Origin of the sequence: Mycobacterium sp. 852013-50091_SCH5140682 (assembly GCF_001665685.1) — a bacterium.
Classification (GTDB): Bacteria; Actinomycetota; Actinomycetes; order Mycobacteriales; family Mycobacteriaceae; genus Mycobacterium.
This window is the reverse complement of record NZ_LZTB01000126.1, coordinates 39,462-62,742: the sequence shown is the minus strand read 5'-3', so window position 1 is coordinate 62,742 and position 23,281 is coordinate 39,462. Positions and strand designations below refer to the sequence as shown.

The window sequence follows — 23,281 nt, the reverse complement described above, 5'->3', positions numbered from 1 at the left end:
ATCAGACGGTCAGAGGCTTGACGGCGCGATGCCAGGCGGCCATGGCGGTGATGGACGCGTCGGCGGCCGGCAGCACACCGGCCTGCAGCGGGAACACGTGCTGCTCACCGGACGCGACGTCGAATGTGACGTCGACTCCCGCCGCCCGGGCCCGCTCCGCCAATCGGGTGGCATCGGCGTACAGCGACTCGCTGTCGGATGCGGTGATGTAGAGCCGGGGGAAACCGGTGAAATCCGCGTACAGCGGATTGACCAGCGGGTCGGTCGGGCTCGCGCCACCGGAGAGATACCGGTCGATGTTGCCCTGCAAGCCTTCCCGGGTGATCAGAAAATCAGAATCGTCGTTGGTTTCGATGGTGCTGCCACCGTTCTCCATGTCGAGCCACGGTGAGATCACCATGACCTGGCCCGGTGTGGTGGCGCCGTCGCGCAGCAGTCGCAGGGTGGTGGCGATCGCGATGTTCGCCCCGGCACTGTCCCCGACGAAGGTGATGGCGCCCGGCGCGGTGCCCGCGGCGACCAGGGCGTCGTACACCGCGATGGTGTCCTCGATCTGGGCGGGGTATGGGTGCTCGGGGGCCAGCCGGAAATCCGCGACGAACGCATAGGCGCCGCAGGCCCGGGCCAGGTGCCCGGCCAGCTTGCGATGGCTCGCCGACGAGCCCAGCGCGAACCCGCCGCCGTGCAGCGCCACCAGCATCTGGCGGGGATCGGCGTCCAGGGGTTTGACCAGAATGCCTGGCACTCCACCGATCTCGGTCGACGCGTACGTCACGTCCTCCGGTTCGGCTGTGACGCGCTGCCAGTCCTCGAACACCCAGCGCATCAAGCGCAACGACATATCGGGATGAGCGACGAACTCCTGCGTCCACTCCGCGTAGATGGCACCCAACGGGTCATTCGGCTGATTGATCGACATGGCCGAAAGTGTGGGCGCGATCACGGCGCTCCCGATGAGGTGTCGCAAAATGACGCACCGCTGTATCAGCGTGACGCACCCCGGATCAGCTGGGCCCGGCGGCGGTTGGCTTCAGCGCAGTCGGATACCGCAGAAGGGAACAACATGAACCGTCTGGACGGCAAAGTCGCCATCGTCACCGGGTCGTGCCGGGGCATCGGATATGCGATCGCCGAGGCGTTCGCGCGGGAGGGTGCGGTGACCGTGGCCACCGGCCGGTCGAAGACCGACGAGTCGTTCGGGCCACGTTCGGACTCGATCTCCTACCGGCAACTCGACGTGTCCTGCGAGGACGACTGGGCCTCGGTGGTAGCGGAAACCGTTGCCCAGCATGGCCGTATCGACGTGCTGGTGAACAATGCCGGAATCATCGCCTATCAGGCGCTGCACGAGCTCACCGTCGCCGATTGGGAACGGGTGGTGGCCACCAACCAGACCGGGACCTGGCTGGGCATGCGCGAGGTGATCCCGCACATGGTGGACCGGCACTACGGGTCGATCATCAACATCTCCTCGATCTGGGGATCTGCCGCAGTGTCCGGTGCACACGCCTACCACGCGACGAAAGGCGCGATCCGCAACATGTCCAAGAGTGCCGCCGTCAGCTACGCCAAAGACAATGTGCGGGTCAACTCGGTCCACCCGGGTTTCATCCGCACACCGCTCACCGAGGCCCAGGAGTCGGAGATCAACGAGTATGTGATCGGGCAGACGCCGATGGGCCGGGCGGGCACACCCGACGAGATCGCCAACGGCGTCGTGTTTCTGGCCTCCGATGAGGCGAGTTTCGTGACGGGTTCGGAGCTGGTGATCGACGGCGGCTACCTCGCTCAGTAGCCGTCGGGTTCAGCCGGAGATGTGGTAGCTCTTCATCTTTCGGTGAATCGTCGCCCGCGAGACCCCGAGCAGTTCCGCCGCGCGTGACCGGTTTCCGTCGGCTTCCCGCAGCGCGCGGCGGATGGCCTCCATCTCGGTGCGCTCCATCATCGACCACGCGCGGCGGCTGCGCAGCGCGTCGGGCAGGTCGTCGACCTCCACGATGCCCCGTTTTCCGGATGCGGCGACCGCATCGACCACCCCGCGCAGCTCGGCGAGGTTGGCCGGCCAGCCGGCCGCTTCGAGCGCCAGGCGCGCTCCGTCGCTCAGTGTCAGCCTCAACCCGGGAACCCTTTGCGTGACAAGGGCATTCCACAGCACTCCGATATCGGAGGTACGTTCGCGCAGCGGTGGCACCCAGACCATCGGCACGCCGAGCCGGGTCGCCATCGCGTCGGCCTCCCGGTCGCCGGCGGCGGTCATGGTGAGCAAGATCGGGACCCGGCCCTGCTGGGCGTCGATCACCGCGTGCACCACCGCAAGCGTCTGACCGTCGAGCTGTTCGACACCGCGGATGATGACCGATCCGTCGGCCTGCACCGCGTCCCCGAGACGCTGAAGCCAGGCCTGATCCCCGGTGATCTGCCGTTCGGCGGCGTGCAGCACGACAGCACCGTCGGTGGGTGCGCCGGGTACGAAGGGCCTGCCCAACGCCAATGATGTTTTACCGGTGCCGGATTCACCGGCGATCAGCAATGTCCGGCGCGCGACGATCTGTCTGCTGACATGGTGGGCGACGGCACGCCAGGATTTGGACTGTCCGACCAGCCCGGTCGCTTTCACCGCCACCCCACCGTGTGTCGAGCGCGGTGCCGGGCGCAGCGCGGCCACCACCCCGGCGCCGGCGTCGAGCGCGCTGACGTCGATCATGGTGGGACCGATCGACAACTCCGCAGCCACACTGGTATCCCGGCGAATGCCGGTGCACAGATGATTGATCATGTCGACGTCGGTCTGGGTGAGTTCACCGGCACGGCGGCTGCGCATGGCCAACCCGTCGGGCCCGAATGCCACCACAGGACCGGCGTGCCGCGACGAAGATTCCAGGAACGCCGCCAGCATCGCGCGGGCAGCCGGCTGGGCGACATCGAGCACATGTTGCTCGAGCTGCGCGGCAACGGAATTCGTCAACGGCAGCAGCAAGCCGCTGCGTTCGCTGACCGCGGTCGAAACCGTCACCACGGCAAGGAGTTTGCCCGAGATCGGATGCCACACCGGCGCACCGGTACACAGCGCGGTGCGGTACAACTCAGCGAAATGCTCGGCGCCGGAAATCTGGACGCTCTTACCTGCCGCGATCACCGTGCCGACACCGTTGGTCCCGACGATGTCCTCGGCGAGCACCGCGCCCCGCACAGTGCCGAGGCGGTCGAGGTAGTTCATCGCCGACGCGTCGTGCGACCAGCGCTGCAGGATGCGCCCTTCCGCGTCGGCCAGCAGCAACCCCATTCCCGAGTCGCCCAGATCCTCGGCGACCCGCGAGAGCGGGGCCTGGAACATCTCCAGCAGGTGGTTGTCGAGCAGATCCTCGTCCACGTGGGGCACATCGCGGACGTTCGTCGGCGTGCCGAGCGCGGCTTTCGACCGTCGCCACGAGTCGAGCAACTCGGCCGGGACCGCACGGCCTGGTTCGGCGGCGGCCAGGAACTGGGCGCGGATGTCCTCGATGCGGGCGTCGCTGCGCTGTCCGGACACCGGCACTCCTCGCATCACGCGGACTCCCGGCACGCCGGTGCGGGTCGAACCGGCACCTGGTGCCGCAGGGAGATCTGGATCACACAACCTACGGTAATCCGCGCTGCGCCACCGACCGCTACTGTCTCAAAAAGAGTCAGTGCCAGGATTCCTGGCGGGGCGCCCCTACGTTGACCGCATGACGACAACCCTGGCCAGCTCTCCCACCGTCGCAGCCGTACGCGACCAGCGCATACCCACCGGCCTGTTCATCGGCGGGCATTGGCACACAACAGATTCGACCTTCGACGTCATCGACCCCGCCACCGGCGCCACGATCGCGCGGGTCTGCGAGGGCGGGCCCGCCGATGCCCTCGCGGCGCTCGATGCCGCCCACGAGGCCCGCACGACATGGCGTCAGATGTCGCCACGAGCCCGCGCCGATCTGTTCGGCGCCGCCCACCGCCTGCTGCTGACCAAGGCGGAGACCTTCGCCGAGGTGATGACCGCCGAAAGCGGTAAACCCCTGGCGGAGTCTCGGGCCGAGTTCAAGCTGTCGGCCGAGTTCTTCCTCTGGTACACCGAGCAGATCGCCCATGTGCACGGCACGTACGCACCGGCCTCCCACGGCGGCTACCGCGTCGTCACCACCCACCAACCGGTCGGACCCGCATTACTGATCACACCGTGGAATTTCCCGATGCTGATGATCGCCCGCAAGGCCGGCGCGGCCCTGGCTGCGGGCTGCCCGGTGGTGGTGAAATCCGCCAAGGAGACCCCGCTGACCTGCGCGTTATTCGTCGAGACACTGCATGAGGCCGGATTCCCCGACGGCGTGATCAACCTCGTGCACACCACATCGTCGGGTGCGGTGTCGGCAGCCCTGATGGCCGACCCGCGGCTGCGCAAGATCAGCTTCACCGGTTCCACCGGCGTCGGCTCCACGTTGCTGGCTCAGGCGGCGCCGGGCATCGTCAACGCGTCGATGGAGCTCGGCGGCGACGGACCGTTCATCGTGCTCGACGACGCCGATGTCGAGCTCGCCGCGCAGCAGGCGGTGGTGTGCAAGTTCCGTAACGCCGGGCAGGCCTGCGTGGCGGCCAACCGGATCATCGTGCACAGCGCCGTCGCCGAGCAGTTCACCGCCCGGTTCGTCGAGCTCACCGAACAACTCAAGGTGGGCAACGGCTTCGACGACGGCGTCGACGTCGGCCCCATCATCTCCGCCCAGCAGCTCGACGGGGTGACCGATCTGGTGGCCACCTTGCTGGGCCTGGACACCGAGCTGCTGACCGGCGGGGCGGCCCTGCCGGGCGACGGATACTTCTTCGCGCCCACCGTCTTCCGCGTTTCCGGCCGGCCGGCCGAGCTGTGCGACCGCGAGCTGTTCGCCCCGGTGGCCACCATCTATCAGGTCGGTTCCACCGCCGAGGCCGTCGAGTTCGCCAACGCCACGCGCTACGGGCTGGCCGCCTACGTGTTCACCGCAGACCTGTCGCGGGCCCTGACCGTCGGTGAGCACCTCGACTTCGGCATGGTCGGCATCAACCGCGGCATCATGGCCGACCCGGCAGCGGCGTTCGGCGGCAGCAAAGCCTCCGGCCTGGGCCGCGAAGGCGGCCACGACGCGATCTACGACTACCTGGAACCCAAGTACCTGGCCGTCACCGTCAACGAGGAAGCAGGGCTGAAATGAGCACACCGATGACCGCGGTCGCGCCGCGACGCACCGTGAACGAGCTCGGGCTCGGCCTGCTACGCCAGCCGACCACGGTGCTCTTCGGACCCGGGCAACGCAGGCAGATCCCCCAGTTGGTGGCGGGCATCGCCGAGCACGTGCTGATGGTCACCGATGCCCGGATGGCCGAGAGCCCCGAGTTCATTGCCATCGTCGACGGCCTCACCGAGTGTGGGGTCACCGCGGTGGTCTACGCCGGGACCGAACCGGATCTGCCCCGCCGCAACGTCATCGACATCGTCGAGCGGTTCGGCGCTGCCGACATCGACGCGATCGTCGGCATCGGCGGCGGTTCGTGCATGGACCTGGCGAAGGTGGCCTCGATCGTGCTCGCCCACGGCGGCGATGTTCGGGATTACTACGGCGAATTTGTGGTGCCTGGGCCTGGATGTCCCGTCATCACCGTCCCCACCACCGGTGGTACCGGTGCCGAAGTCACCTGCATCTCGGTGGTCTACGACGAGGACAAGGCGATGAAGGTGGGTGTCGCCAGTCCCCATCTGGAGGCCTATGCCGCCGTGATCGATCCCGAGTTGACATTGACCTGCCCGCCCGGGCTGACCGCGGCCGCCGGCGCCGACGCGCTGTCCCATCTCGTCGAATCGTTCACCGGCCGGGCCAAGAACCCGTCCGCCGACGATCTCGCGACCAAGCTCTACGCCGGAAAGAACCTGCTCGCCGACACCTACGCGCGCACAGGTCTGGCGTTGCTCAACACATCGCTGCCCGCCGTGGCGGCCGCACCCGGGGATCTGCAAGCGCGATCGGACACATTGTTCGGTGCCTACTGCGCAGGCATGGCGATCAACACCGCGGGAACCGCAGGCGCGCATGCCATCCAGTCGCCGATAGGCAACCTCACACATACGCCGCACGGATTCGGCATCAGCGCCCTGCTGCCATACGTGATGCGCTACAACCTGCCCACCCGGATACCGGAGTTCGCCGAGATCGGGCGCCTCCTCGGCGTCGCATCACCGACGGATCCCGAACTGACACAAGCACATCGGGCGATCGAACGGATCGAGGCGATACTGACCTCGCTCGGCGCCCCACTGGATCTGCGCACCCTGGGTCTGCAACGGCACGATTTCGACTTCGTCGCCGAGCAGGCCATGCTGGCCACCCGGCTGACCGCCAACAATCCGCGGGAGCTGACTGTGGATTCCGTCGTCGGCATCCTCGAACGCGGCTACGACGGCGACCTCTCCTGGTGGCACTGATGAGCCCGCACACCCCAGACGTTGCGGTGTTGGGTGCCGGATCGATCGGCGTTTCGTTCGCAATCCTGTTCGCCGGCAAAGGTTCTCAGGTCCGGGTCTACGACCCGGTGGCAACGGCCCAGCAGCGCTTCGAGGCCGAACTGGCGCGTCGCCTCGAACAGCTGCACGCGTTCGGCCGCATCGCCCAACCACCGCGAGCAGTGGCTGACCGCATCCGGTTCACCACCGATCTGCCGGATGCCCTGTCGGATGTCGGCTTCGTTCAGGAGTGTGCCCCGGAACGCACCGACATCAAACGGCCCTTGCTGCACCAGGCCGCGTCATACACGGCCGGCGACATTCCGATCGTCAGCTCCACATCGGCGATCGTTCCCACCGAACTCGGGGCAGGACTGCCGGACGACGTCACACAACGGATCCTGGTCGGTCATCCGGGCAACCCGCCGTACCTGCTGCCGGTCATCGAGATCGTGCCGTCGGCGGTGACGGCGCCCGCCATCGTCGACCGCGTCGTGGCCGTCTACCGGTCCGTGGGCCTGCGCCCGGTGCTGGTCCGGCGGGAGGTCGAGGGGTTCATCTTCAACCGGCTGCAGGGCGCGCTGCTACGGGAGGCGTACTGCCTGCTGCGCGACGGGGTGGCCACGGTCGACGACATCGACGAGGTGGTGCGCGCCGGGCTCGGCCGCCGCTGGAGCGTCATCGGCCCGTTCGAAACCGCGGACCTGAACACCCGTGGCGGCCTGCAATCTCATGCCGAGAAGATGGGTCCGGCCTACCAGCGGATGGGTGCCGAACGTGGACAGCACGATCCCTGGACCCCGGACCTGGTCGCCGGGGCCACGGCACAGCGCAGGCAGATCCTCGACCTCGCCGACTGGGATGAGCGAGTCCAGTGGCGTGACGAGCAGTTGATGCGGCTGCAGGCTGTCTGGGACGACGCTTAGGCCCGGACGAGCTCGAACAGCGGGATCGCCCGGCTGGTCTTGGCCTGGTACTCGGCGAACGCCGGTGCCAGCTCGGTCAGCTTCGGGTACGTCGCGTCGCGCTCGTCGGCGGGCAGCTCACGGGCGGTCGCGTCGTAGGTCTCGGCACCGAGTTCGATGCGCACCTGCGGGTTGGCCCGCAGGTTGTGCACCCACGCCGGATCTTTGGGCGCACCCGCATACGACCCGACGATGAGCATCTTGCCCTCGACGGTGATGTAGGCCAGCGGAGTCAGCCGCGGCTTGCCGGACTTGGCGCCCGTGGTGTGCAGCAACAGCAGGTCGCCACCCTCGAACTGTCCACCGACCTTGCCGCCGTTGGCGCGGAATTCCTCGACCACGCCACGGTTGAACGCGTCGAGCGCGGCCTGGTCGGTGAACAGCTTCTCCTGGTCTGTTTCGGTCATGCTTTGTCCAGCTTCTCCGGCTTGGCATCTATTCCGGATTCCTTACGCTGCTGCGCGCTGATCGGCGCAGGCGCATCGGTCAGCGGGTCTACGCCGCCGCCCGACTTCGGGAAGGCGATGACCTCGCGGATCGAGTCGACACCCGCGAGCAACGCGGTGATGCGGTCCCAGCCGAAGGCGATACCGCCGTGCGGTGGTGCCCCAAACATGAACGCGTCCAACAGGAATCCGAACTGGGCCTGAGCCTCGTCGTGGCTGATGCCCATCATCGCGAACACCCGCTCCTGCAGGTCGCGGCGATGGATACGGATCGACCCGCCACCGATCTCGTTACCGTTGCAGACGATGTCGTAGGCGTCGGACAGCGCGTTGCCGGGGTCGGTGTCGAAGGTGCCCTCCGACTCGGGCTTCGGCGCGGTGAAGGCATGGTGCACGGCCGTCCATGCGCCCGAACCCACCGCGACGTCACCGGAAGCAGTCGCCTCGTCGGTGGACTCGAACATCGGGAAGTCCACCACCCAGGTGAATGCCCACGCGTTCGGGTCGATGAGGTCGAGCCGCTTGGCGATCTCGATGCGGGTGGCACCGAGCAGTGCCCGGGCCCCCTTGGCCGGTCCCGCGGCGAAGAAGATGCAGTCACCGGGCTTGGCGCCGACGTGTGCGGTCAGCCCGTCGCGTTCGGCGTCGGTGAGGTTCTTGGCCACCGGGCCGCCGAGGGTGCCGTCCTCGCCCACGAGCACGTATGCCAGACCCTTGTGGCCGCGCTGCTTGGCGAACTCCTGCCAGCCATCCAGTGTGCGGCGCGGCTGCGACGCTCCGCCGGGCATCACGACGGCACCGACGTAGGGCGCCTGGAACACCCGGAACGTGGTGTCCTTGAAGTACTCCGTGCACTCGACGAGTTCGACCTCGAACCGCAGGTCGGGCTTGTCGGACCCGAACCGGCGCATGGCCTCGGCGTAGCTGATCCGCGGCAGCGGCAGCGGCAGGTCGTAGCCGATCGTCGCCCACACGGCCCGCAGCACCTCTTCGGCGATGGCGATGACGTCATCGGCCTCGACGAAGCTGAGCTCCATGTCGAGCTGGGTGAACTCGGGCTGCCGGTCGGCCCGGAAATCCTCGTCGCGGTAGCAGCGCGCGATCTGGTAGTACCGCTCCATCCCGGCGACCATGAGCAGCTGCTTGAACAGCTGCGGGCTCTGCGGCAATGCGTAGAACGAGCCGGGCTGCAGGCGCGCGGGCACCACGAAGTCCCGGGCGCCTTCCGGCGTCGACCGCGTCAGGGTCGGGGTCTCGATCTCCACGAAGTCGTGGTCGGCCAGCACGCCGCGCGCGGCCGCGTTGACCTTCGAGCGCAAGCGAATTGCGTGGCCCGGGCCCTCACGACGCAGGTCCAGGTAGCGATACTTGAGGCGCGCTTCCTCTCCGGCGGTCTCGTCGAGCTGGAAGGGCAGCGGTGCGCTCTCCCCCAGCACGGTCAGCGACGTGGCATTGACCTCGATCTGACCGGTCGGGATCTCGGCGTTCTCGTTGCCCTCCGGGCGGACCTCGACCACTCCGGTGACGGCGATGCAGAACTCGGCGCGCAGCCGGTGCGCGGCGGCCAGCACGTCACCCTCGCGGAACACCACCTGCGACACACCGGACGCGTCGCGCAGGTCGATGAAGATGACGCCGCCGTGGTCACGGCGACGCGCCACCCAACCCGCCAACGTCACCGTCTGACCGGCATCGGTGGCCCGCAACGAACCGGCGGCATGACTGCGCAGCACAAATACTCCTCATTAAGACGGGTGGGACGAGTGACCAGTCTAGAGAGTGGGTCGGCACCGGTAACTTGGCGATCGTGAACTCCCCTATCGCGGTCGTCGGCCCCGGCGCCATCGGCTCGGCAGTTGCGGCGTATCTGCACGCTGCCGGGCATCAGGTCGAGGTGTACGGACGGACGCCGCGCGAGTCGATCGACGTGCGCCCGGACGACGGCGAGGCGATCGTCGTGCCGGGTCCGGTGCGCACCGACCCGGACGCTGTCGCAGGCCCTGCCGCGGTGGTGTTCCTCGCGGTCAAGGACACCCAGAACGCCACAGCGGCGACATGGCTGGCCCGGCTGTGCGACTCCGACACCGTGGTGTGCGCACTGCAGAACGGCGTCGAGCAGGTCGAGCGGGTGGGCCGATACTGCCCGGCCGCCACAGTGGTGCCCGCGGCGATCTGGATCTCCGCCGAGACGATGCCGCAGGGCTGGGTGCGGCTGCGCAATCCGCTGCGTCTCGTGCTGCCCGACAACGCCGCCGCCCGCGCGGTGGCCGAATTGTTCGCTCCCGACACCGTGGAATTGGATCCCGACTTCCTCAGCGCGGCGTGGCGCAAACTGCTGGTCAACGCCGTCGTCGGACTGATGGTGCTGTCCGGCCGTCGCTCGGGGATGTTCCGGCGCGACGACGTCGCCGCCCTGGCCCGCGAGTACCTGGCCGAATGCCTTGCCGTCGCCCGGGCCGAGGGAGCCACGCTGGGCGATTCCGTGATCGATGAGATCGTCGACATGCTCGCGCGGTATCCCGCGGACCTGACCACGTCCATGCTGACCGACCGCGAAGCCGGCAGGCCGCTGGAGTGGGATATCCGCAACGGCGTGATCCGGCGCAAGGGCGCCGCTCACGGACTGCCGACGCCGATCAGTGACGTGGTTGTGCCGCTGCTGGCCGCGGCCGGCGACGGGCCGGGCTGACCGATCAGTAGACACCTTGCCCTAAGGTGTCTACCCATGGCCCGGACCTATGACTGCGAGCGCGTAGACCTCGACTTCATCGACTCCGCGCCGTTCCGCTTCGTCAGCACGGTCGACCTGGCGATCACGCCCGAGCAGCTCTTCGAGGTGCTCGCCGACGAGACCTCCTGGCCGCACTGGGCGACGGTGATCACCAACGTCGAGTGGACCAGCCCCGAACCCCGCGGCGTCGGCACCACCCGCACCGTCTCGATGCGCGGCCACATCACCGGCAACGAAGAGTTCCTCGCTTGGGAACCGTTCTCCCACATGGCGTTCCGCTTCAACACCAGCACCTCGGATGCGATCTCGGCGTTCGCGGAGGACTACCGCGTCGTGGAAACCGCTGACGGCTGTCACCTGACCTGGGTGATGGCGATGAAGCCCAGCGGCATCGCGGGCCGGCTCGGCATGACGCTGGCCGGGCCGGTCATGGCCTGGTTGTTCCAGCGGTTTCTGCACAATCTGCGGCGCTACACCGACAAGCGGTTCGCGATCGTCTAGCGTCGCCGAGATCGACGCAAACGCAGTGCGCACGGCCGCTCAGCGACGTTTTCGTCTGTTTCGCGGACCGTGCCACACGCCACGAGCTAGTACAGGCCTTCCCACACCTTTCGCCTGACCGCGTCGGGATCGGCGACGGTTTCATCGCGCGTCGAGCGGATGACCCGGGTCAACCGCCGGGCGGTGTTGTATTGCGGCCAATCAGCAACTTCAGCAGTCGCGAAATCCAGCCACGTGCGCTGCATACGCCGGCCCACCGACGGCTGCACCCGGCGACCGAGCGGGTGCAGTTTGCGGCCGAGGTACGAGGCGTAGCTGTGCTGGATGTGCACGATCTCGCTGCCGTGGGTCGCGCCCAGCCCCAGCACTTTCAGCGTCCAGGTGGTGTGGTCGAACCGGTAGGCATGAGTCGGCGCATGCGCGCTGTAGGCGTCGGCGAAGGCCCACGTCGGGGCGCCGAACATGACATCGGAGCCGATGGCGATCAACGCACTGCGGCGCGGAAAATCCGGGTAGGCGGCCAGCACCCGAGACTCCGCGGACGGATCGGTGCGCGCGAAGAAGGCGTGGATGCCCGCCCGGGTGGTCGGCAGCATCGGAGGCTTGCCCCACGCGAACATCGAGGCCTCGTGACTGTTGGTCCCGATGATCAACGGCACCTGGCCGACCGCACCGGTCCGGGCGGCCTCGATGGGATGCGCAGGCAGCAGGTCGACGCCATAGGTCAGCCCGTACGCCAATGTCGGTGTGCGCTGCGCACTTTCCAGCTGCAACTGTCCGGCCGCGCGACGTAGTTGCCGCTGCGGCAAGGTCTTGACTACTTCGGCTCCGACACCGAGCTCGGCCAGGAAGCGCCGCGCCTGGCGGGCGCGCGTATCGCGGTCGGCGATCAACGGCAGCGCCGGGCTCTGCGCGATCGCGCGGGCAAACAGTCCGCTCGCGGCCGGGCTGGCCAGCAGCGCCAGCACCGAGGTGGCACCGGCGGATTCGCCGAACACCGTGACCTGGTCAGGGTCCCCGCCGAACGCGGCGATGTTGTCGCGCACCCAGCGCAGCGCCGCGAGCTGATCACGCAGACAGAGGTTGTCGTCGAAGCCGGGGCCAAGATCGCTGAGCTCGAAGCCACCGAACACCCCGAGCCGGTAGGTGACGTTGACCACCACCACATTGCCGTTGGCGGCCAGTCGCGACCCGTTGTAGAGCTGCAATTGACCCGCGCCGTACACGAACGCGCCACCGGGAATCCACACCATGACCGGCAACGACCCTGTCGTATCGGGCGACCACACGGTGACGGTCAGGCAGGCTTCGTCACGAATCTTGGGGTCGTCGCGACCGCCGCCGACGAACGAACGGCCCTGCGGCGGCAACGGCCCGTGCTCGATGGCATCGCGCACACCGGTCCATGCGGACAGTGGTTGCGGGGCCAGAAACCGGCGCAGCCCGATGGGTTGCTGGGCGTAGTCGACACCTCGCCACACCCCGACACCGCCCTCGACGGTGCCGCGGAGCCGCCCCAGCGAGGTGTGGGCGATGGTCGGATGTTCCGCGACGACGGACACGCCTGAATCTTAGTGTGGCAAGCTGGACACGCTGTCGAGTACGACCTACCGGCGAATTGCGATGGAGCGACGCGATGACCTTCAACGAGGGTATGCAGATCGACACGAGCACCACATCGACCGGCGGCGGAGGCCGTGGTCCCGGTCGTGGTTTGGCGATCGGCGGTGGTCTCGGCGGCTTGCTGGTGGTCGTGGTGGCCATGTTCCTCGGCATCGACCCCGGCACGATCCTGCCGCAGCAACAGCAAATCGACACGGGCGGCGCCCAAACCCAAGGCATCGACCTGAGCCACTGCAAGACCGGCGCCGACGCCAACAAGTATGTGGAGTGCCGCGTGGTGGCCACCGGCAACTCGGTCGACGGCGTGTGGTCGCAACTGCTCCAGGGCTACACGCGGCCGCACATGAAGCTGTTCACGAATCAGGTGAACACCGGCTGCGGCCCCGCGACCACCGAGGTCGGCCCGTTCTACTGCCCGGCGGACAAGACCGCCTACTTCGATACCGGCTTCTTCCAGGTGCTGGTCGACCAATTCGGTTCCAGCGGCGGGCCATTGGCGCAGGAATACGTCGTAGCCCACGAGTACGGGCACCACGTGCAGGACCTGCTGGGTGTGCTGGGTCGGGCCCAGCAAGACCCGGAGGGCGCGACCGGCGCAGGCGTACGCACGGAACTGCAGGCCGACTGCTACGCCGGGGTGTGGGCGCACTACGCGTCGATCACCAAACAGGAGAGCACCGGGGTACCGTACCTGGAGCCGTTGAGCGACAAGGACATCGCCGACGCACTGTCGGCGGCGCAGTCGGTCGGCGACGACCGGATCCAGAAGGCGGCGACGGGCCGGGTCAACCCCGAAACATGGACGCACGGGTCGTCCGCGCAGCGGCAGAAGTGGTTCACCGTGGGCTATCAGACCGGTGACCCCAAGAAGTGCGATACGTTCGCTGCGGCCAACCTTGGTTAGGGCACAGACCGCGGCCGATGCCGTCGCGGAACGCTACCTGCAGACGTACGCAGAGTTGGACCCTTGTGCGGCAACCGAACTGGGCATCAAGAGTCCGGACGCCGAGTACGACGCACAGATCACCGACTACTCTCCCGACGGCGTGACCGCACGCGCCGAGGCGGCCCGTGCCACGTTGCGCGAGCTCGCCGCAGCCACGCCGGTCGACGACGTCGACGTGGTGACCATCGCGGCGTTGACCGAGCGGCTCGGTGTGATCGTCGAACTCAACGACGCCGGGCTGGATCTCGGTGAGCTGAACGTGATCGCCTCACCCCTGCAGTCGATGCGCGATGTGTTCGACCTCATGGCCACCGACACCGAGGAGGATTGGGCACTCATCTCGCGGCGCCTGTCGCAGGTTCCCGACCGCGCCGACGGGTACGCCCGCGCCCTGCGGACCGCGGCAGCCGACGGGCACGCTCCAGCAGGCCGCCAGATCACCCGCGGTATCGAACAAGCCGCACGGATCGGACAGCTGTTCGTCGGCATGGCGGCGCGGGCACCTCTGGGAAACCCCGTGCTGCACCAGGAATTGCAGGACGGGGCGGAGGCAGCCGCCGCGGCCTACCTGCGACTGGCGGCGACCCTGCGTGACGATGTGGCCCCGCATGCCCGCCCGCACGATTCCTGTGGCCGCGACGCCTACCGGCTGTTCTCTCGGTCATTCCTCGGCGCGCAGGTCGACCTCGACGAAACCTACGCCTGGGGTATCGAGCTGCTGGAAGCGGTTGTGGCCGAACAGGTGTCGATCGCCCAGGAACTCTATCCGGGCGCCACGGTCGCCGAGACGCTGCACCGCCTCGATGACGAACCGCGCTACGTGCTCACCGGGACCGATGCGCTGCAGGCATGGATGCAGGAGCTGTCGGACCGCGCGGTGGACGCGCTTGCGGGCACGCATTTCGATATCGCCGAGCCGCTGCGCCGCCTGGAATGCCGCATCGCGCCGACTCAGACCGGCGGCATCTACTACACGGGTCCGTCGGAAGATTTCAGCCGCCCGGGCCGGATGTGGTGGTCGGTGCCGCCTGGTGTCGAGCGGTTCCACACGTGGCAGGAGACCACCACCGTTTTCCACGAGGGTGTTCCCGGGCACCATCTGCAGATCGGTCGCGCCGTGGCATTGGCCGATCAGCTCAACCGCTGGCGCCGGCTGGGCTGCTGGGTGTCCGGGCACGGCGAGGGCTGGGCGCTGTACGCCGAGCGGCTGATGGCCGAGCTGGGATGGCTCGACGACGCCGGCAACCGCATGGGCATGCTTGACGCGCAACGGTTCCGGGCCGCCCGCGTCGTCATCGACATCGGTGTGCACTGCGGCCTACCCGCACCCGACGGCGCGGTCTGGGACGCCGAGCGGGCCTGGAACTTCCTCACCTCACATTCGGCCATGGCCCCGGAGAATCTGCAGTTCGAACTCGACCGGTACCTCGGCTGGCCCGGCCAGGCACCGTCGTACGCGATCGGTCAACGCATCTGGCAGCAGCTGCGCGATGAGGCACTGCGAGCCGGCTCGTCGCTCAAGCAGTTCCACAGCCGCGCCCTGGATCTCGGCGGTCTTCCGCTCGACGTGCTCCGATCGGCGCTGTCGACATGACAGAGCCGATCGAGCCTGACAGCAAGGACTGGACCTGGGTGCTGAACCGGCCGTGTCCGGAGTGCGGATTCGACGCCTCTGCGGTGCCGCCCACCGAGGTGGCCGCCCGCATCCGTGACGACGCCGCGGCCTGGGTGCCTCGTCTCCAACGGCCCGGGGTCGCCACTCGGAGCCGAGCGGACCGATGGTCGACGCTGGAGTACGGCTGCCACGTGCGCGACGTGCACCGCATCTTCGCCCACCGCGTCGAACTCATGCTCACCGAGGACGATCCGCAGTTTCCCAACTGGGATCAGGACGCCACCGCCGTCGCCGACGACTACGCGTCGCAGGACCCGAGCCGCGTGGGCCGGTGAGCTGTTCGAGGCGGCCGGCGTGGTGGCCGACCTGTATGCCCGGGTACCCGACGGCTCATGGCAGCGGCGCGGCCTGCGCAGCAACGGCAGCACGTTCACCGTCTCCACGATTGCGCTGTATCACCTGCACGACATCGTGCACCACGCCCACGACGTCAGCCATTGACCACATTGAACACATATCGTTAATGTGTTCAAATGCCCGCAGCAAACCGGTCGGTGTCCCCCACCCTGCTGCAAGCCACCGCTGACACGCTACGGCGTTATGGTCCACGACAATTCAGCCTCACCGCGGTGGCGGAGGCAGCCGGCGTCTCCCGCGGCACCGTGTACAACGCGCTCGGCAGCCGCGACAACGCCATCAAGGTGGCGCTCGACCACCTCGCGTCGGCGTTCATCGAGACCATGGCCGCCGCTCTGGACCGCGAGGACTCCCTGACAGATCAGGTGGCCTCCGCGGCCGCACTCATCTGCGCCCACCGACAGCTGTCCGACTCTGTGGCCACCGTCGGCTTCAACGAGAGCATCCTCGTCCTGCTGCTGCGCAACACCGGCGACGACCTCATGCGGCGCTCCGTCGAGCTGTGGAAACCCCGTATCCGCGCCGCCCAGCAGCGCGGCGAGGTGGCCGCCGGTGTCGCACCCGCCCGGGCCGCCGAGTGGATCGTGCGGCTACTGCTGAGCTTCGAACTGCTCCCGCCGATCGGGGTCAACCTCGACAGTGCGCGTGCGGTCAGGCGTTTCGTGTCCGACCATATCGTCGTCGGCCTCACCGGAGGACAGCCATGAGCCCTTCGCCGTTTGCTCCTCGCGTGCCCGCCCCGGACTACGAGGTCGCCATCATCGGCGCAGGCCCGGGCGGGATCGCTGCGGCACACCTGCTGCGTCAGAAGGGTATTCACGATTTCGTCATCATCGAGCGCGGCGACGACTTCGGCGGCACCTGGCGCGACAACCACTATCCAGGCCTCGCCGTCGACATCCCGACGCTGTGGTACCAGCTCTCGTTCGCCCCTAACCCGCACTGGAGCAGATTCTTCGCGCCGGGCCCCGAGATCTACCGCTACCTGCGTGACACCGCCACCGAACTCGGTCTCTACGAGCACCTGCACGCCGACGCCGAGGTGACGCGGCAGCAGTGGGACGACGAGCAAGGCTTGTGGCACTTGCAGATCCGCGGCCGCCCGCCCGTCACGGCACGCTTCGTGATCAGTTCCGTCGGCGGCTACATCAACGCCAAGGACACCGTCGGCCTCACCGGGATCGGTGATTTCACCGGCCGGATTCTGCGGCCGAACGCCTGGGACGATTCGTACGACACCCGCGGCAAGCGGATCGCGGTGATCGGGACGGGTTCGTCCGGCGTGCAGATCACCGGCGCACTGTCCGCCGAGGCGGCCAATCTCGATGTCTATCAACGCACCCCGGCGTGGGTACTGCCCAAGATCGACTTTGCCATCACCCCGTGGATGCGGCGGCTGTTCCGGGTGCCCGGCGTGGTTCCGGCGGTGAACGCAGCCGGCCGGCTCGCGATGGACGTGTTGATGGTGGCGCCGATTGTGCACGTGTTCTCCCGGCTGCCCGACGCGATGCTGCGTCGCCTGATGCCGCTCTACGACGGCTGGTCGCGGCTGCTCTACCGGTTGCTGTTGCGGGCCGTCGTCACCGACCCGGCCACCCGGCGAAAACTGGTGCCGCGCTACGGCATTCTGGCCAAGCGACCGGTGATCTCCAGTGCGTTCCTACCGGCGTTGAACAATCCGAGCACCCACTTGATCACCACGCCGATCGACCGGGTCACCGCCACCGGCGTGCGCACCGTCGACGGTGTCGACCACCCGGCCGACCTGCTGGTGCTCGCCACCGGGTACGAGCTGTGGATCGACCCGGAGACCTACCGGCCCGATACTGTGTTGGGTCCCAACGGCTTCGACCTTGCCCACTATTACCGCGCACACGGCCTCCACAGTTACGCCGGAACGGCGCACCCCCGACTGCCCAACCGCTGGGAGATCGTCGGCCCGCTCGGCTTCGTCGGATTCGCCTGGCCGGACTACGTCGAGACGATGGCCGCACACGCCGTACGGATCATCGACGAGACCCGGCACCGCGGCGCCGAGGTCGCCACGGTCAGCCAGGATGCGTTCAACCGGTGGAACGCCCGGATGAACCGTGACGGCCGGGTCGCCCATCTCTACTACACCGCAACCTCCGGCTTGAACACCTACTTCGTCAACTCGCAGCGTGAAACCCCGTACTACCGCCCGCAGACCATCATCGGGTCCCGCCAATTCGCCCGGCACTCGCCGCTGTCCGATTATCAATTCACCAAAGTCCACACCGCGATATCCGAGGAGCAACCGGCATGACCGATACGTCTCTGGCAGGCCGGGTCGCCTACGTCACGGGTGCCGCACGCGGGCAAGGGCGTTCACACTGCGTGCGGCTGGCCCGTGCCGGCGCCGACATCGTCGCGCTCGACGCCTGCGCACCGGTGGCAGAGGCCAACGGCTATGCCCCTGCCACGCCGGGCGACCTCGCCGAGACCGTGTCGCTCATCGAAGCGGAGGGCCGCAAGGCACTGGCCCGAGAGGTCGACGTGCGTGATGCCGAGGGGCAGCGCCGGCTGGTGGCCGATGCGGTCGAGCAATTCGGCAGGCTCGACATCGTGGTCGCCAATGCGGGGGTACTCAATTGGGGCCGGCTGTGGGAGATCTCAGCTCAGCAGTGGCAGGACGTCGTCGACATCAACCTCACCGGGGTGTTCCACACTATGCAGGCCGTCGTGCCTGCGATGATCGCGGCGGGTAACGGCGGGTCCATCATCACCGTCAGCTCGGCAGCCGGGGTCAAGGCCGTGCCGGGCTGCGCCCACTACTGTGCCAGCAAGTTCGGCGTCGTGGGCCTCACCAACGCGTTGGCAGTCGAATTGGGCGAGTTCGGCATTCGGGTGAATTCTATCCACCCGTACGGCACCGACACCCCGATGGGCAATGACCTGTCGATGTACCAACTGCTGCAGGACCATCCGCACTACATCCACAGCTTCTCCCCCGGCGCGCTGCCGACGGAGTCACTGATCGCGCCGGACAACATATCCGACATTGTCGTGTGGCTCGCCGGCGATGCATCGTCGTTGATCACCGCAGCCCAGATCCCCGCCGAGAAGGGGTATCTCAAGATCTGATCCCTGCCGCATTTCCCCCGCGAGCAGACACGCGCGTACGCGACACGCCGGTTTTCGGGTACCGCGCTGTCTGCTCGGCCGGAAGAACTCGCGGCACAGGAACTCTGGAACTACAGCCGGGAATGCGCCGCGATGCTGGTATCGGTGGTCCGCAGCGGGCGGATCATGCCGTCCTGGCTGAACGATGCGATCAGCTCGCCCCCTTCGGTATGCACGGCCCCACGCACGTAGGACATGCCTGCGCCGGCCTGCGTGCTCTCATGGCTGTAGAGAAGCCAGCCGTCCCAGCGGACCGGTTCGTGGAAGCTCACCGTGACGGTCATGGGTGCAGTCGACACCGTGAGATGCGCCTGCGCGGTACCGATCCCTGCGTGGGCTCGCATCGTCGTCGAAATACCAAGGTGGCCGGTGAAATACGCGATCAGCGCCTTCGCCATATCGTCGCGGGCCGGGATCGGCTCGTAGCGCAGCCACGCGTAGATCTCCGGTGGCCCGACCTCGTCTGGACTGTTGACGTCGACAACATCGACCAGCCGCAGCTCCCGGCCCGCCATCGGCATATGCGACACGTTCGCCTCCGCCGGAGCCGCGACCACGGGCTTGGGCAGGTTATGGCGGACCACATCGGCCGACGGCACATCGGTGAAGGCGGTGATGGTGATGCAGCGTTTGCCGTTCTGCGATGCGGTGACCACAGCGGTGGCGGTGGAGCGTCCCTCGCTGATGACGTCGATGTCGAGTTCGACCGGCGGCCCGGCCAGCACGGCCCGGGCGAACACGGCGTGCACCGACCGCACCGACTTGTCCGGAAACCGTTTGGCGACAGCGACGATGGCTGCCGCCAGGATCTGCGTACCCTCCACCACCTGACGTTCGTCGGCCTCGGCGAGCCCGGTCTGGGCGACGAAGCGATTCTCGCCTGCCGGTTCGGCTTCGAACAGGTCCAGCAGCATCTGCACGGTCCACTGGGTCGTTTCGGTGGTCACAGTGTTCCCTCTCTGATCACAGTCTCGGCGAATTCGGAAAGTGTCTGCGGCGCAGCGAAATCGCTGAACCACACGTAGAAGCGTTCGATGCCCTGGGCGGCCAGGCCTGCGAAATGCTCGATGAGTTCAGCGGCGTCCCCACACACCAAGCCCGATCCCAGGTGCCCGAACAGCCGGGTGCTGCGTTCGGTGACCGCCTGCCGGTCAGCACCGCGGCCGGCGAAGCCGACCATCTGCTGCAACGACGCCCGCACGGAGCCGACAGTGGGCAGCAGCGTGGGCAGCCGGTCGAGTTGGTGCGAGGGGATGTTCCACCAGTCGGCGTGCGCGCGTACGAGTTCCATCGTGCGACGGCCGGTTCCGCCCAGCAGCAACGGAATTGGGTGCGGCGGCCGGGGTAACGCGGCATCCTCGCCGTCACCCCAGTACTGGCCGAGCAGATCCAGCGTGCGGCCGAGTCGGGCTACCCGCGTCACCGCGTCGTCGGCGCCGTCGATCCCGAATCTGGTGAACTCCTGCGGCCAGGAGCCCGAGCCCAGCCCGAGCTCGAACCTGCCGTCGCAGGCCGCCGACAGCGTGACCGCCTGTTTCGCCAGCACCGCAGGATGCCGGAAGGCGTCGCACAGCACCAAGTGCCCGATCCGCAGACGTTCGGTGCGCGCCGCCACCCAGGTCGCCACGGTCATGGCCTCCCAGATGTCCTGGTGCGTCGCACCGGGAGCCTCCAGATGGTCGATGAAGGCGATGCCGTCGAATCCGACGGCATCAGCCACGCGAGCACGTTCGACGATGTCTGGAAGGCCCAGCCGCACCTGGGGCAGGAAGAGAAACCACTCGATCATCGCTGCAGCACAGTAATCACACGACGCCTATCGCTTCTGCAGAATCGGTAATGCCATTCTCGCAAGTGCAGCATGCCGAAGGCGATCCCGCAATGGCCCCACATCTGCGTATTCCGCGCGCGGGGTCTCCGGAGTCCGGTCTGACCTGGAGGTTTCAGCGAATATCGCGGGCCGTTCCCAGTGTCTCGTACGTGACACTTAGACGTGGTAACGTCATTACCGCTTTAGACGAATATGACTCTTGCAGGAGGCGAACATGCCGTCGCGCATCCTCGATTACCCGGTGTTCGACGCCGACAATCACTTCTACGAACCCAAGGAAGCGCTCACCAAGTTCCTGCCGGACAAGCGCAAGGGCGTCATCGACTACATCGACGTGCGCGGCCGGACCAAGATCATGGTCCGTAACCACATCAGCGACTACATCCCGAACCCGACCTTCGAGGTGGTGGCCCGGCCCGGCGCGCAAGAGGAGTACTTCCGGCACGGTAGTGGCGGCAAGAGCTACCGCGAGGTGATGGGCAAGCCGATGAAGGCCATCCCCGCATTCCGCAATCCGCAAGCGCGCCTTGAGGTCATGGACAGCCTCGGCCTCGACTACACGCTGATGTTCCCCACTCTGGCCAGCCTCGTCGAGGAACGGCTCAAGGATGATCCCGAGCTCATCCACGACATCATCCACGCTCTCAACGAATGGATGTACGAGACGTGGCAATTCGACTACGAGGGCCGCATCTTCTCCACCCCGGTGATCACGTTGCCCATCGTCGACCGCGCGCTGGAGGAGTTGCAGTGGTGCCTGGAGCGCGGCGCCAAGACGGTACTGGTGCGGCCCGCCCCGGTGCCCAGCTTCCGCGGAACCCGCAGCTTCGGCACCGAAGAGTTCGACCCGTTCTGGCAAGCCTGCGTCGAAGCCGGCATCCCCGTGGCGATGCACGCCTCCGACAGCGGATATGCGCAGTACCTCAACGACTGGGAGCCCGCTGACGAATTCCTGCCGTTCAAGCCGACGTCGTTCCGGATGGTGGCGATGGGTAAGCGGCCCATCGAGGACACCATGGCCGCACTGGTCTGCCACGGTGCGTTCACCCGCAATCCGGAGCTGCGCGTGCTGTCGATCGAGAACGGCGCGTCCTGGGTGCCCTACCTCTTCTACCAATTCAAAGACGTGTATTCGAAGATGCCGCAGGAGTTTCCGGAGGATCCGATCGAGGCGTTCCGGCGCTGTGTGTACGTCGCGCCCTTCTGGGAAGACGACTTCAAGCAGATGTCCGAACTGCTCGGCATCGACCGGGTGATCTTCGGTTCGGACTGGCCCCATCCGGAGGGGCTGGCCGATCCGATCAACCTGGTCTCCGACCTCGAAGCCCATGGGCTCGACGCGGAAGGTGTTCGAAAGGTGATGGGCCGCAACATGGTCGAGTTGTTCAACGTGGAGAACAAGGTGGTCTACCAACCCGACGTGCCCGCACTGGTCCTCACCTGATGACGGCCATTCCCGAACAGCTGCTGTTCGCCTCGACGGCCCGGGCCTTCCTGGACAAGGAAGCGTCCCTGGGCACGGTGCGCGAACTGCATGCCCGCGCCGCCTCGTTCCACTCGACCTGGTGGCGGCGGGCCGCCGAGCTGGGCTGGGCCAGTCTGCTGGTACCCGAAGAGCTCGGCGGGGGAAGCGTTTCCGGTGACGGACTGGCCGACCTCGCATTGGTCGCCGAGCAGGCCGGTCGCACCGTCGCGCCTGGGCCGTTGCATGCGGTGAGTGTGGTGCTCGCGGCGCTCTGTGAAGCGCCTGAGGGCCACGAGGACCTGATCGAGGCCCTGGTCTCCGGTGAGTCGATCGCCTCCTGGGCCGTCTACGAGCCACGGCGACCGTTCGATCCGGCGGCGGCAGGCACCACCGCGACGCGCACCGCGAACGGCTTCCGGATCGACGGTGTCAAGGACCGGGTCGAGGCCGGGACCCAGGCTGACGTGTTCCTGGTGGTCGCCGAATGCGACGGTGTGCTGCGCCAATTCGTCGTACCTGCCGGCTCCGCAGGTGTGAGCGTCACAGTGCAGAAGTCTGTCGACCTCGTGAAGACCTATGCCCGAACGCAGTTCGAGGGCGTCGACGTGGCCGCATCCGCGGTCCTCGGCACGGCCGAGCAGACCGCGGCGATCATCGAACGGCAGCGTCAGGTAGCCCTCGTGCTGCAGTGCGCCGAGACGGTCGGCATCCTGGACGCCGTGCTGGCGCTGACCAACCAGTGGCTGCTCGATCGGCACAGCTTCGGCCGGCCACTGGCGTCCTACCAGGCTCTCAAACACCGCTTCGCCGACATGAAGATGTGGTTCGAGGCCTGCCGCGCCACCACGACCGCAGCCGTGGCGGCCGTCGGATCCCGCTCACCCGAGGCGCCGAAGCTGGTCAGTGTCGCGAAAGCCTATGTCGCCGAACGTGCTCCGGTGATGCTGCAGGACTGTGTGCAGCTGCACGGCGGCATCGGCGTGACGTGGGAACACGATCTGCACCTGTATCTGCGACGGGTCGCGCTGAACCGGGCGATGTTCGGTTCCCCCGAAGACCACCATCGCGCTGTGTACGCGTTGAGCCGCAAATGACCGGGAGCTATGGAGA

The 23,281-nt window shown here is 67.3% G+C and carries 20 protein-coding genes and 1 pseudogene; 14 read left to right on the top strand and 7 right to left on the bottom strand.

The window, feature by feature from the left end:
- Position 1: 1 nt before the first annotated feature.
- Positions 2-919: an alpha/beta hydrolase gene (locus tag A5784_RS33185; protein WP_232006342.1), complete on the bottom strand. Its 918-nt coding sequence runs from the start codon at positions 917-919 to the stop codon at positions 2-4.
- 144 nt (positions 920-1,063) lie between these two features.
- On the opposite strand from A5784_RS33185, the gene A5784_RS33180 reads away from it, so the two are divergent.
- Positions 1,064-1,795 carry an SDR family NAD(P)-dependent oxidoreductase gene (locus tag A5784_RS33180; RefSeq protein ID WP_064949110.1) on the top strand — a complete coding sequence of 244 codons (732 nt, stop codon included), beginning with the start codon at positions 1,064-1,066 and terminating at the stop codon, positions 1,793-1,795.
- 9 nt (positions 1,796-1,804) lie between these two features.
- Here A5784_RS33180 and A5784_RS33175 read toward each other — a convergent pair whose 3' ends face one another.
- Positions 1,805-3,529, bottom strand: a complete 1,725-nt coding sequence (locus A5784_RS33175; protein ID WP_064949174.1) for a sigma-54-dependent Fis family transcriptional regulator — start codon at positions 3,527-3,529, stop codon at positions 1,805-1,807.
- A 178-nt stretch (positions 3,530-3,707) separates the two neighbouring features.
- Between A5784_RS33175 and A5784_RS33170 the strand changes: the two genes are divergently transcribed.
- From A5784_RS33170 to A5784_RS33160, 3 genes are read left to right on the top strand one after another with little or no spacing between them, the layout of a single operon-like run.
- A complete protein-coding gene (locus A5784_RS33170; RefSeq protein WP_064949109.1) occupies positions 3,708-5,204 on the top strand; it encodes an NAD-dependent succinate-semialdehyde dehydrogenase in 1,497 nt (498 codons plus the stop codon).
- Entirely contained in the window at positions 5,201-6,469 is a 1,269-nt protein-coding gene (locus A5784_RS33165; protein WP_064949108.1) for an iron-containing alcohol dehydrogenase, read from the top strand. Before A5784_RS33170 ends, A5784_RS33165 begins: the two co-directional genes overlap by 4 nt.
- Entirely contained in the window at positions 6,469-7,413 is a 945-nt protein-coding gene (locus A5784_RS33160; protein WP_156750921.1) for a 3-hydroxyacyl-CoA dehydrogenase, read from the top strand. The genes A5784_RS33165 and A5784_RS33160 overlap by 1 nt, the downstream gene beginning before the upstream one ends.
- Here the strand turns inward: A5784_RS33160 and A5784_RS33155 are convergent.
- Both A5784_RS33155 and aspS read right to left on the bottom strand, forming a co-directional pair.
- Positions 7,410-7,859, bottom strand: coding sequence for a nitroreductase family deazaflavin-dependent oxidoreductase (locus tag A5784_RS33155; RefSeq protein ID WP_064949106.1), 450 nt, complete (start codon positions 7,857-7,859; stop codon positions 7,410-7,412). The two genes, A5784_RS33160 and A5784_RS33155, sit on opposite strands and share 4 nt — an antisense overlap.
- On the bottom strand, positions 7,856-9,631 hold the full coding sequence (gene aspS, locus A5784_RS33150) for an aspartate--tRNA ligase (RefSeq protein WP_064949105.1): 1,776 nt from the start codon (positions 9,629-9,631) through the stop codon (positions 7,856-7,858). The genes A5784_RS33155 and aspS overlap by 4 nt, the downstream gene beginning before the upstream one ends.
- Before the next feature lie 74 nt (positions 9,632-9,705).
- Between aspS and A5784_RS33145 the strand changes: the two genes are divergently transcribed.
- Positions 9,706-10,587 (top strand): oxidoreductase, encoded by an 882-nt coding sequence (locus tag A5784_RS33145; protein ID WP_064949173.1) that lies wholly within the window; start codon positions 9,706-9,708, stop codon positions 10,585-10,587.
- 36 nt (positions 10,588-10,623) lie between these two features.
- The gene (locus tag A5784_RS33140) at positions 10,624-11,130 is read left to right on the top strand and encodes an SRPBCC family protein (RefSeq protein ID WP_064949104.1); all 507 of its coding nucleotides are present in this window, start codon (positions 10,624-10,626) and stop codon (positions 11,128-11,130) included.
- An 86-nt stretch (positions 11,131-11,216) separates the two neighbouring features.
- Here A5784_RS33140 and A5784_RS33135 read toward each other — a convergent pair whose 3' ends face one another.
- Entirely contained in the window at positions 11,217-12,692 is a 1,476-nt protein-coding gene (locus A5784_RS33135) for a carboxylesterase/lipase family protein (protein WP_064949103.1), read from the bottom strand.
- Positions 12,693-12,766: 74 nt separating this feature from the next.
- Between A5784_RS33135 and ypfJ the strand changes: the two genes are divergently transcribed.
- From ypfJ to A5784_RS33105, 6 genes and pseudogenes are all read left to right on the top strand, one after another.
- Positions 12,767-13,657 carry a KPN_02809 family neutral zinc metallopeptidase gene (ypfJ, locus tag A5784_RS33130; RefSeq protein ID WP_064949102.1) on the top strand — a complete coding sequence of 297 codons (891 nt, stop codon included), beginning with the start codon at positions 12,767-12,769 and terminating at the stop codon, positions 13,655-13,657.
- Positions 13,650-15,293, top strand: a complete 1,644-nt coding sequence (locus A5784_RS33125) for a DUF885 domain-containing protein (protein WP_064949101.1) — start codon at positions 13,650-13,652, stop codon at positions 15,291-15,293. Before ypfJ ends, A5784_RS33125 begins: the two co-directional genes overlap by 8 nt.
- Positions 15,290-15,815 (top strand): annotated as a pseudogene (locus A5784_RS33120) (DinB family protein). The gene A5784_RS33125 and the pseudogene A5784_RS33120 overlap by 4 nt, the downstream one beginning before the upstream one ends.
- Positions 15,816-15,847: 32 nt before the next feature.
- The gene (locus A5784_RS33115) at positions 15,848-16,438 is read left to right on the top strand and encodes a TetR/AcrR family transcriptional regulator (RefSeq protein WP_064949100.1); all 591 of its coding nucleotides are present in this window, start codon (positions 15,848-15,850) and stop codon (positions 16,436-16,438) included.
- Positions 16,435-18,018 (top strand): flavin-containing monooxygenase, encoded by a 1,584-nt coding sequence (locus tag A5784_RS33110; protein WP_064949099.1) that lies wholly within the window; start codon positions 16,435-16,437, stop codon positions 18,016-18,018. Before A5784_RS33115 ends, A5784_RS33110 begins: the two co-directional genes overlap by 4 nt.
- Positions 18,015-18,836, top strand: coding sequence for a mycofactocin-coupled SDR family oxidoreductase (locus A5784_RS33105; protein ID WP_064949098.1), 822 nt, complete (start codon positions 18,015-18,017; stop codon positions 18,834-18,836). Before A5784_RS33110 ends, A5784_RS33105 begins: the two co-directional genes overlap by 4 nt.
- A 110-nt stretch (positions 18,837-18,946) precedes the next feature.
- Here the strand turns inward: A5784_RS33105 and A5784_RS33100 are convergent, their stop codons facing one another.
- Together A5784_RS33100 and A5784_RS33095 are read right to left on the bottom strand one after the other, a co-directional pair.
- Positions 18,947-19,822 (bottom strand): acyl-CoA thioesterase, encoded by an 876-nt coding sequence (locus A5784_RS33100; protein WP_064949097.1) that lies wholly within the window; start codon positions 19,820-19,822, stop codon positions 18,947-18,949.
- Entirely contained in the window at positions 19,819-20,664 is an 846-nt protein-coding gene (locus tag A5784_RS33095; RefSeq protein WP_064949096.1) for an LLM class flavin-dependent oxidoreductase, read from the bottom strand. Before A5784_RS33095 ends, A5784_RS33100 begins: the two co-directional genes overlap by 4 nt.
- A 256-nt stretch (positions 20,665-20,920) precedes the next feature.
- Here A5784_RS33095 and A5784_RS33090 point away from each other — a divergent pair, with 256 nt between their 5' ends.
- Together A5784_RS33090 and A5784_RS33085 are read left to right on the top strand one after the other, a co-directional pair.
- Positions 20,921-22,150, top strand: coding sequence for an amidohydrolase family protein (locus A5784_RS33090; RefSeq protein ID WP_064949095.1), 1,230 nt, complete (start codon positions 20,921-20,923; stop codon positions 22,148-22,150).
- On the top strand, positions 22,150-23,265 hold the full coding sequence (locus A5784_RS33085) for an acyl-CoA dehydrogenase family protein (RefSeq protein WP_064949094.1): 1,116 nt from the start codon (positions 22,150-22,152) through the stop codon (positions 23,263-23,265). The genes A5784_RS33090 and A5784_RS33085 overlap by 1 nt, the downstream gene beginning before the upstream one ends.
- Positions 23,266-23,281 lie beyond the last annotated feature (16 nt).

Bases quoted from the DNA above. Each gene is read 5' to 3' on its own strand.
- A5784_RS33185 (WP_232006342.1), bottom strand. From the start codon at position 919: ATGTCGATCAATCAGCCGAATGACCCGTTGGGTGCCATCTACGCGGAG.
- A5784_RS33180 (WP_064949110.1), top strand. From the start codon at position 1,064: ATGAACCGTCTGGACGGCAAAGTCGCCATCGTCACCGGGTCGTGCCGG.
- A5784_RS33170 (WP_064949109.1), top strand. From the start codon at position 3,708: ATGACGACAACCCTGGCCAGCTCTCCCACCGTCGCAGCCGTACGCGAC.
- A5784_RS33165 (WP_064949108.1), top strand. From the start codon at position 5,201: ATGAGCACACCGATGACCGCGGTCGCGCCGCGACGCACCGTGAACGAG.
- A5784_RS33160 (WP_156750921.1), top strand. From the start codon at position 6,469: ATGAGCCCGCACACCCCAGACGTTGCGGTGTTGGGTGCCGGATCGATC.
- A5784_RS33155 (WP_064949106.1), bottom strand. From the start codon at position 7,859: ATGACCGAAACAGACCAGGAGAAGCTGTTCACCGACCAGGCCGCGCTC.
- A5784_RS33140 (WP_064949104.1), top strand. From the start codon at position 10,624: ATGGCCCGGACCTATGACTGCGAGCGCGTAGACCTCGACTTCATCGAC.
- ypfJ (WP_064949102.1), top strand. From the start codon at position 12,767: ATGACCTTCAACGAGGGTATGCAGATCGACACGAGCACCACATCGACC.
- A5784_RS33115 (WP_064949100.1), top strand. From the start codon at position 15,848: ATGCCCGCAGCAAACCGGTCGGTGTCCCCCACCCTGCTGCAAGCCACC.
- A5784_RS33110 (WP_064949099.1), top strand. From the start codon at position 16,435: ATGAGCCCTTCGCCGTTTGCTCCTCGCGTGCCCGCCCCGGACTACGAG.
- A5784_RS33105 (WP_064949098.1), top strand. From the start codon at position 18,015: ATGACCGATACGTCTCTGGCAGGCCGGGTCGCCTACGTCACGGGTGCC.
- A5784_RS33095 (WP_064949096.1), bottom strand. From the start codon at position 20,664: ATGATCGAGTGGTTTCTCTTCCTGCCCCAGGTGCGGCTGGGCCTTCCA.
- A5784_RS33090 (WP_064949095.1), top strand. From the start codon at position 20,921: ATGCCGTCGCGCATCCTCGATTACCCGGTGTTCGACGCCGACAATCAC.
- A5784_RS33085 (WP_064949094.1), top strand. From the start codon at position 22,150: ATGACGGCCATTCCCGAACAGCTGCTGTTCGCCTCGACGGCCCGGGCC.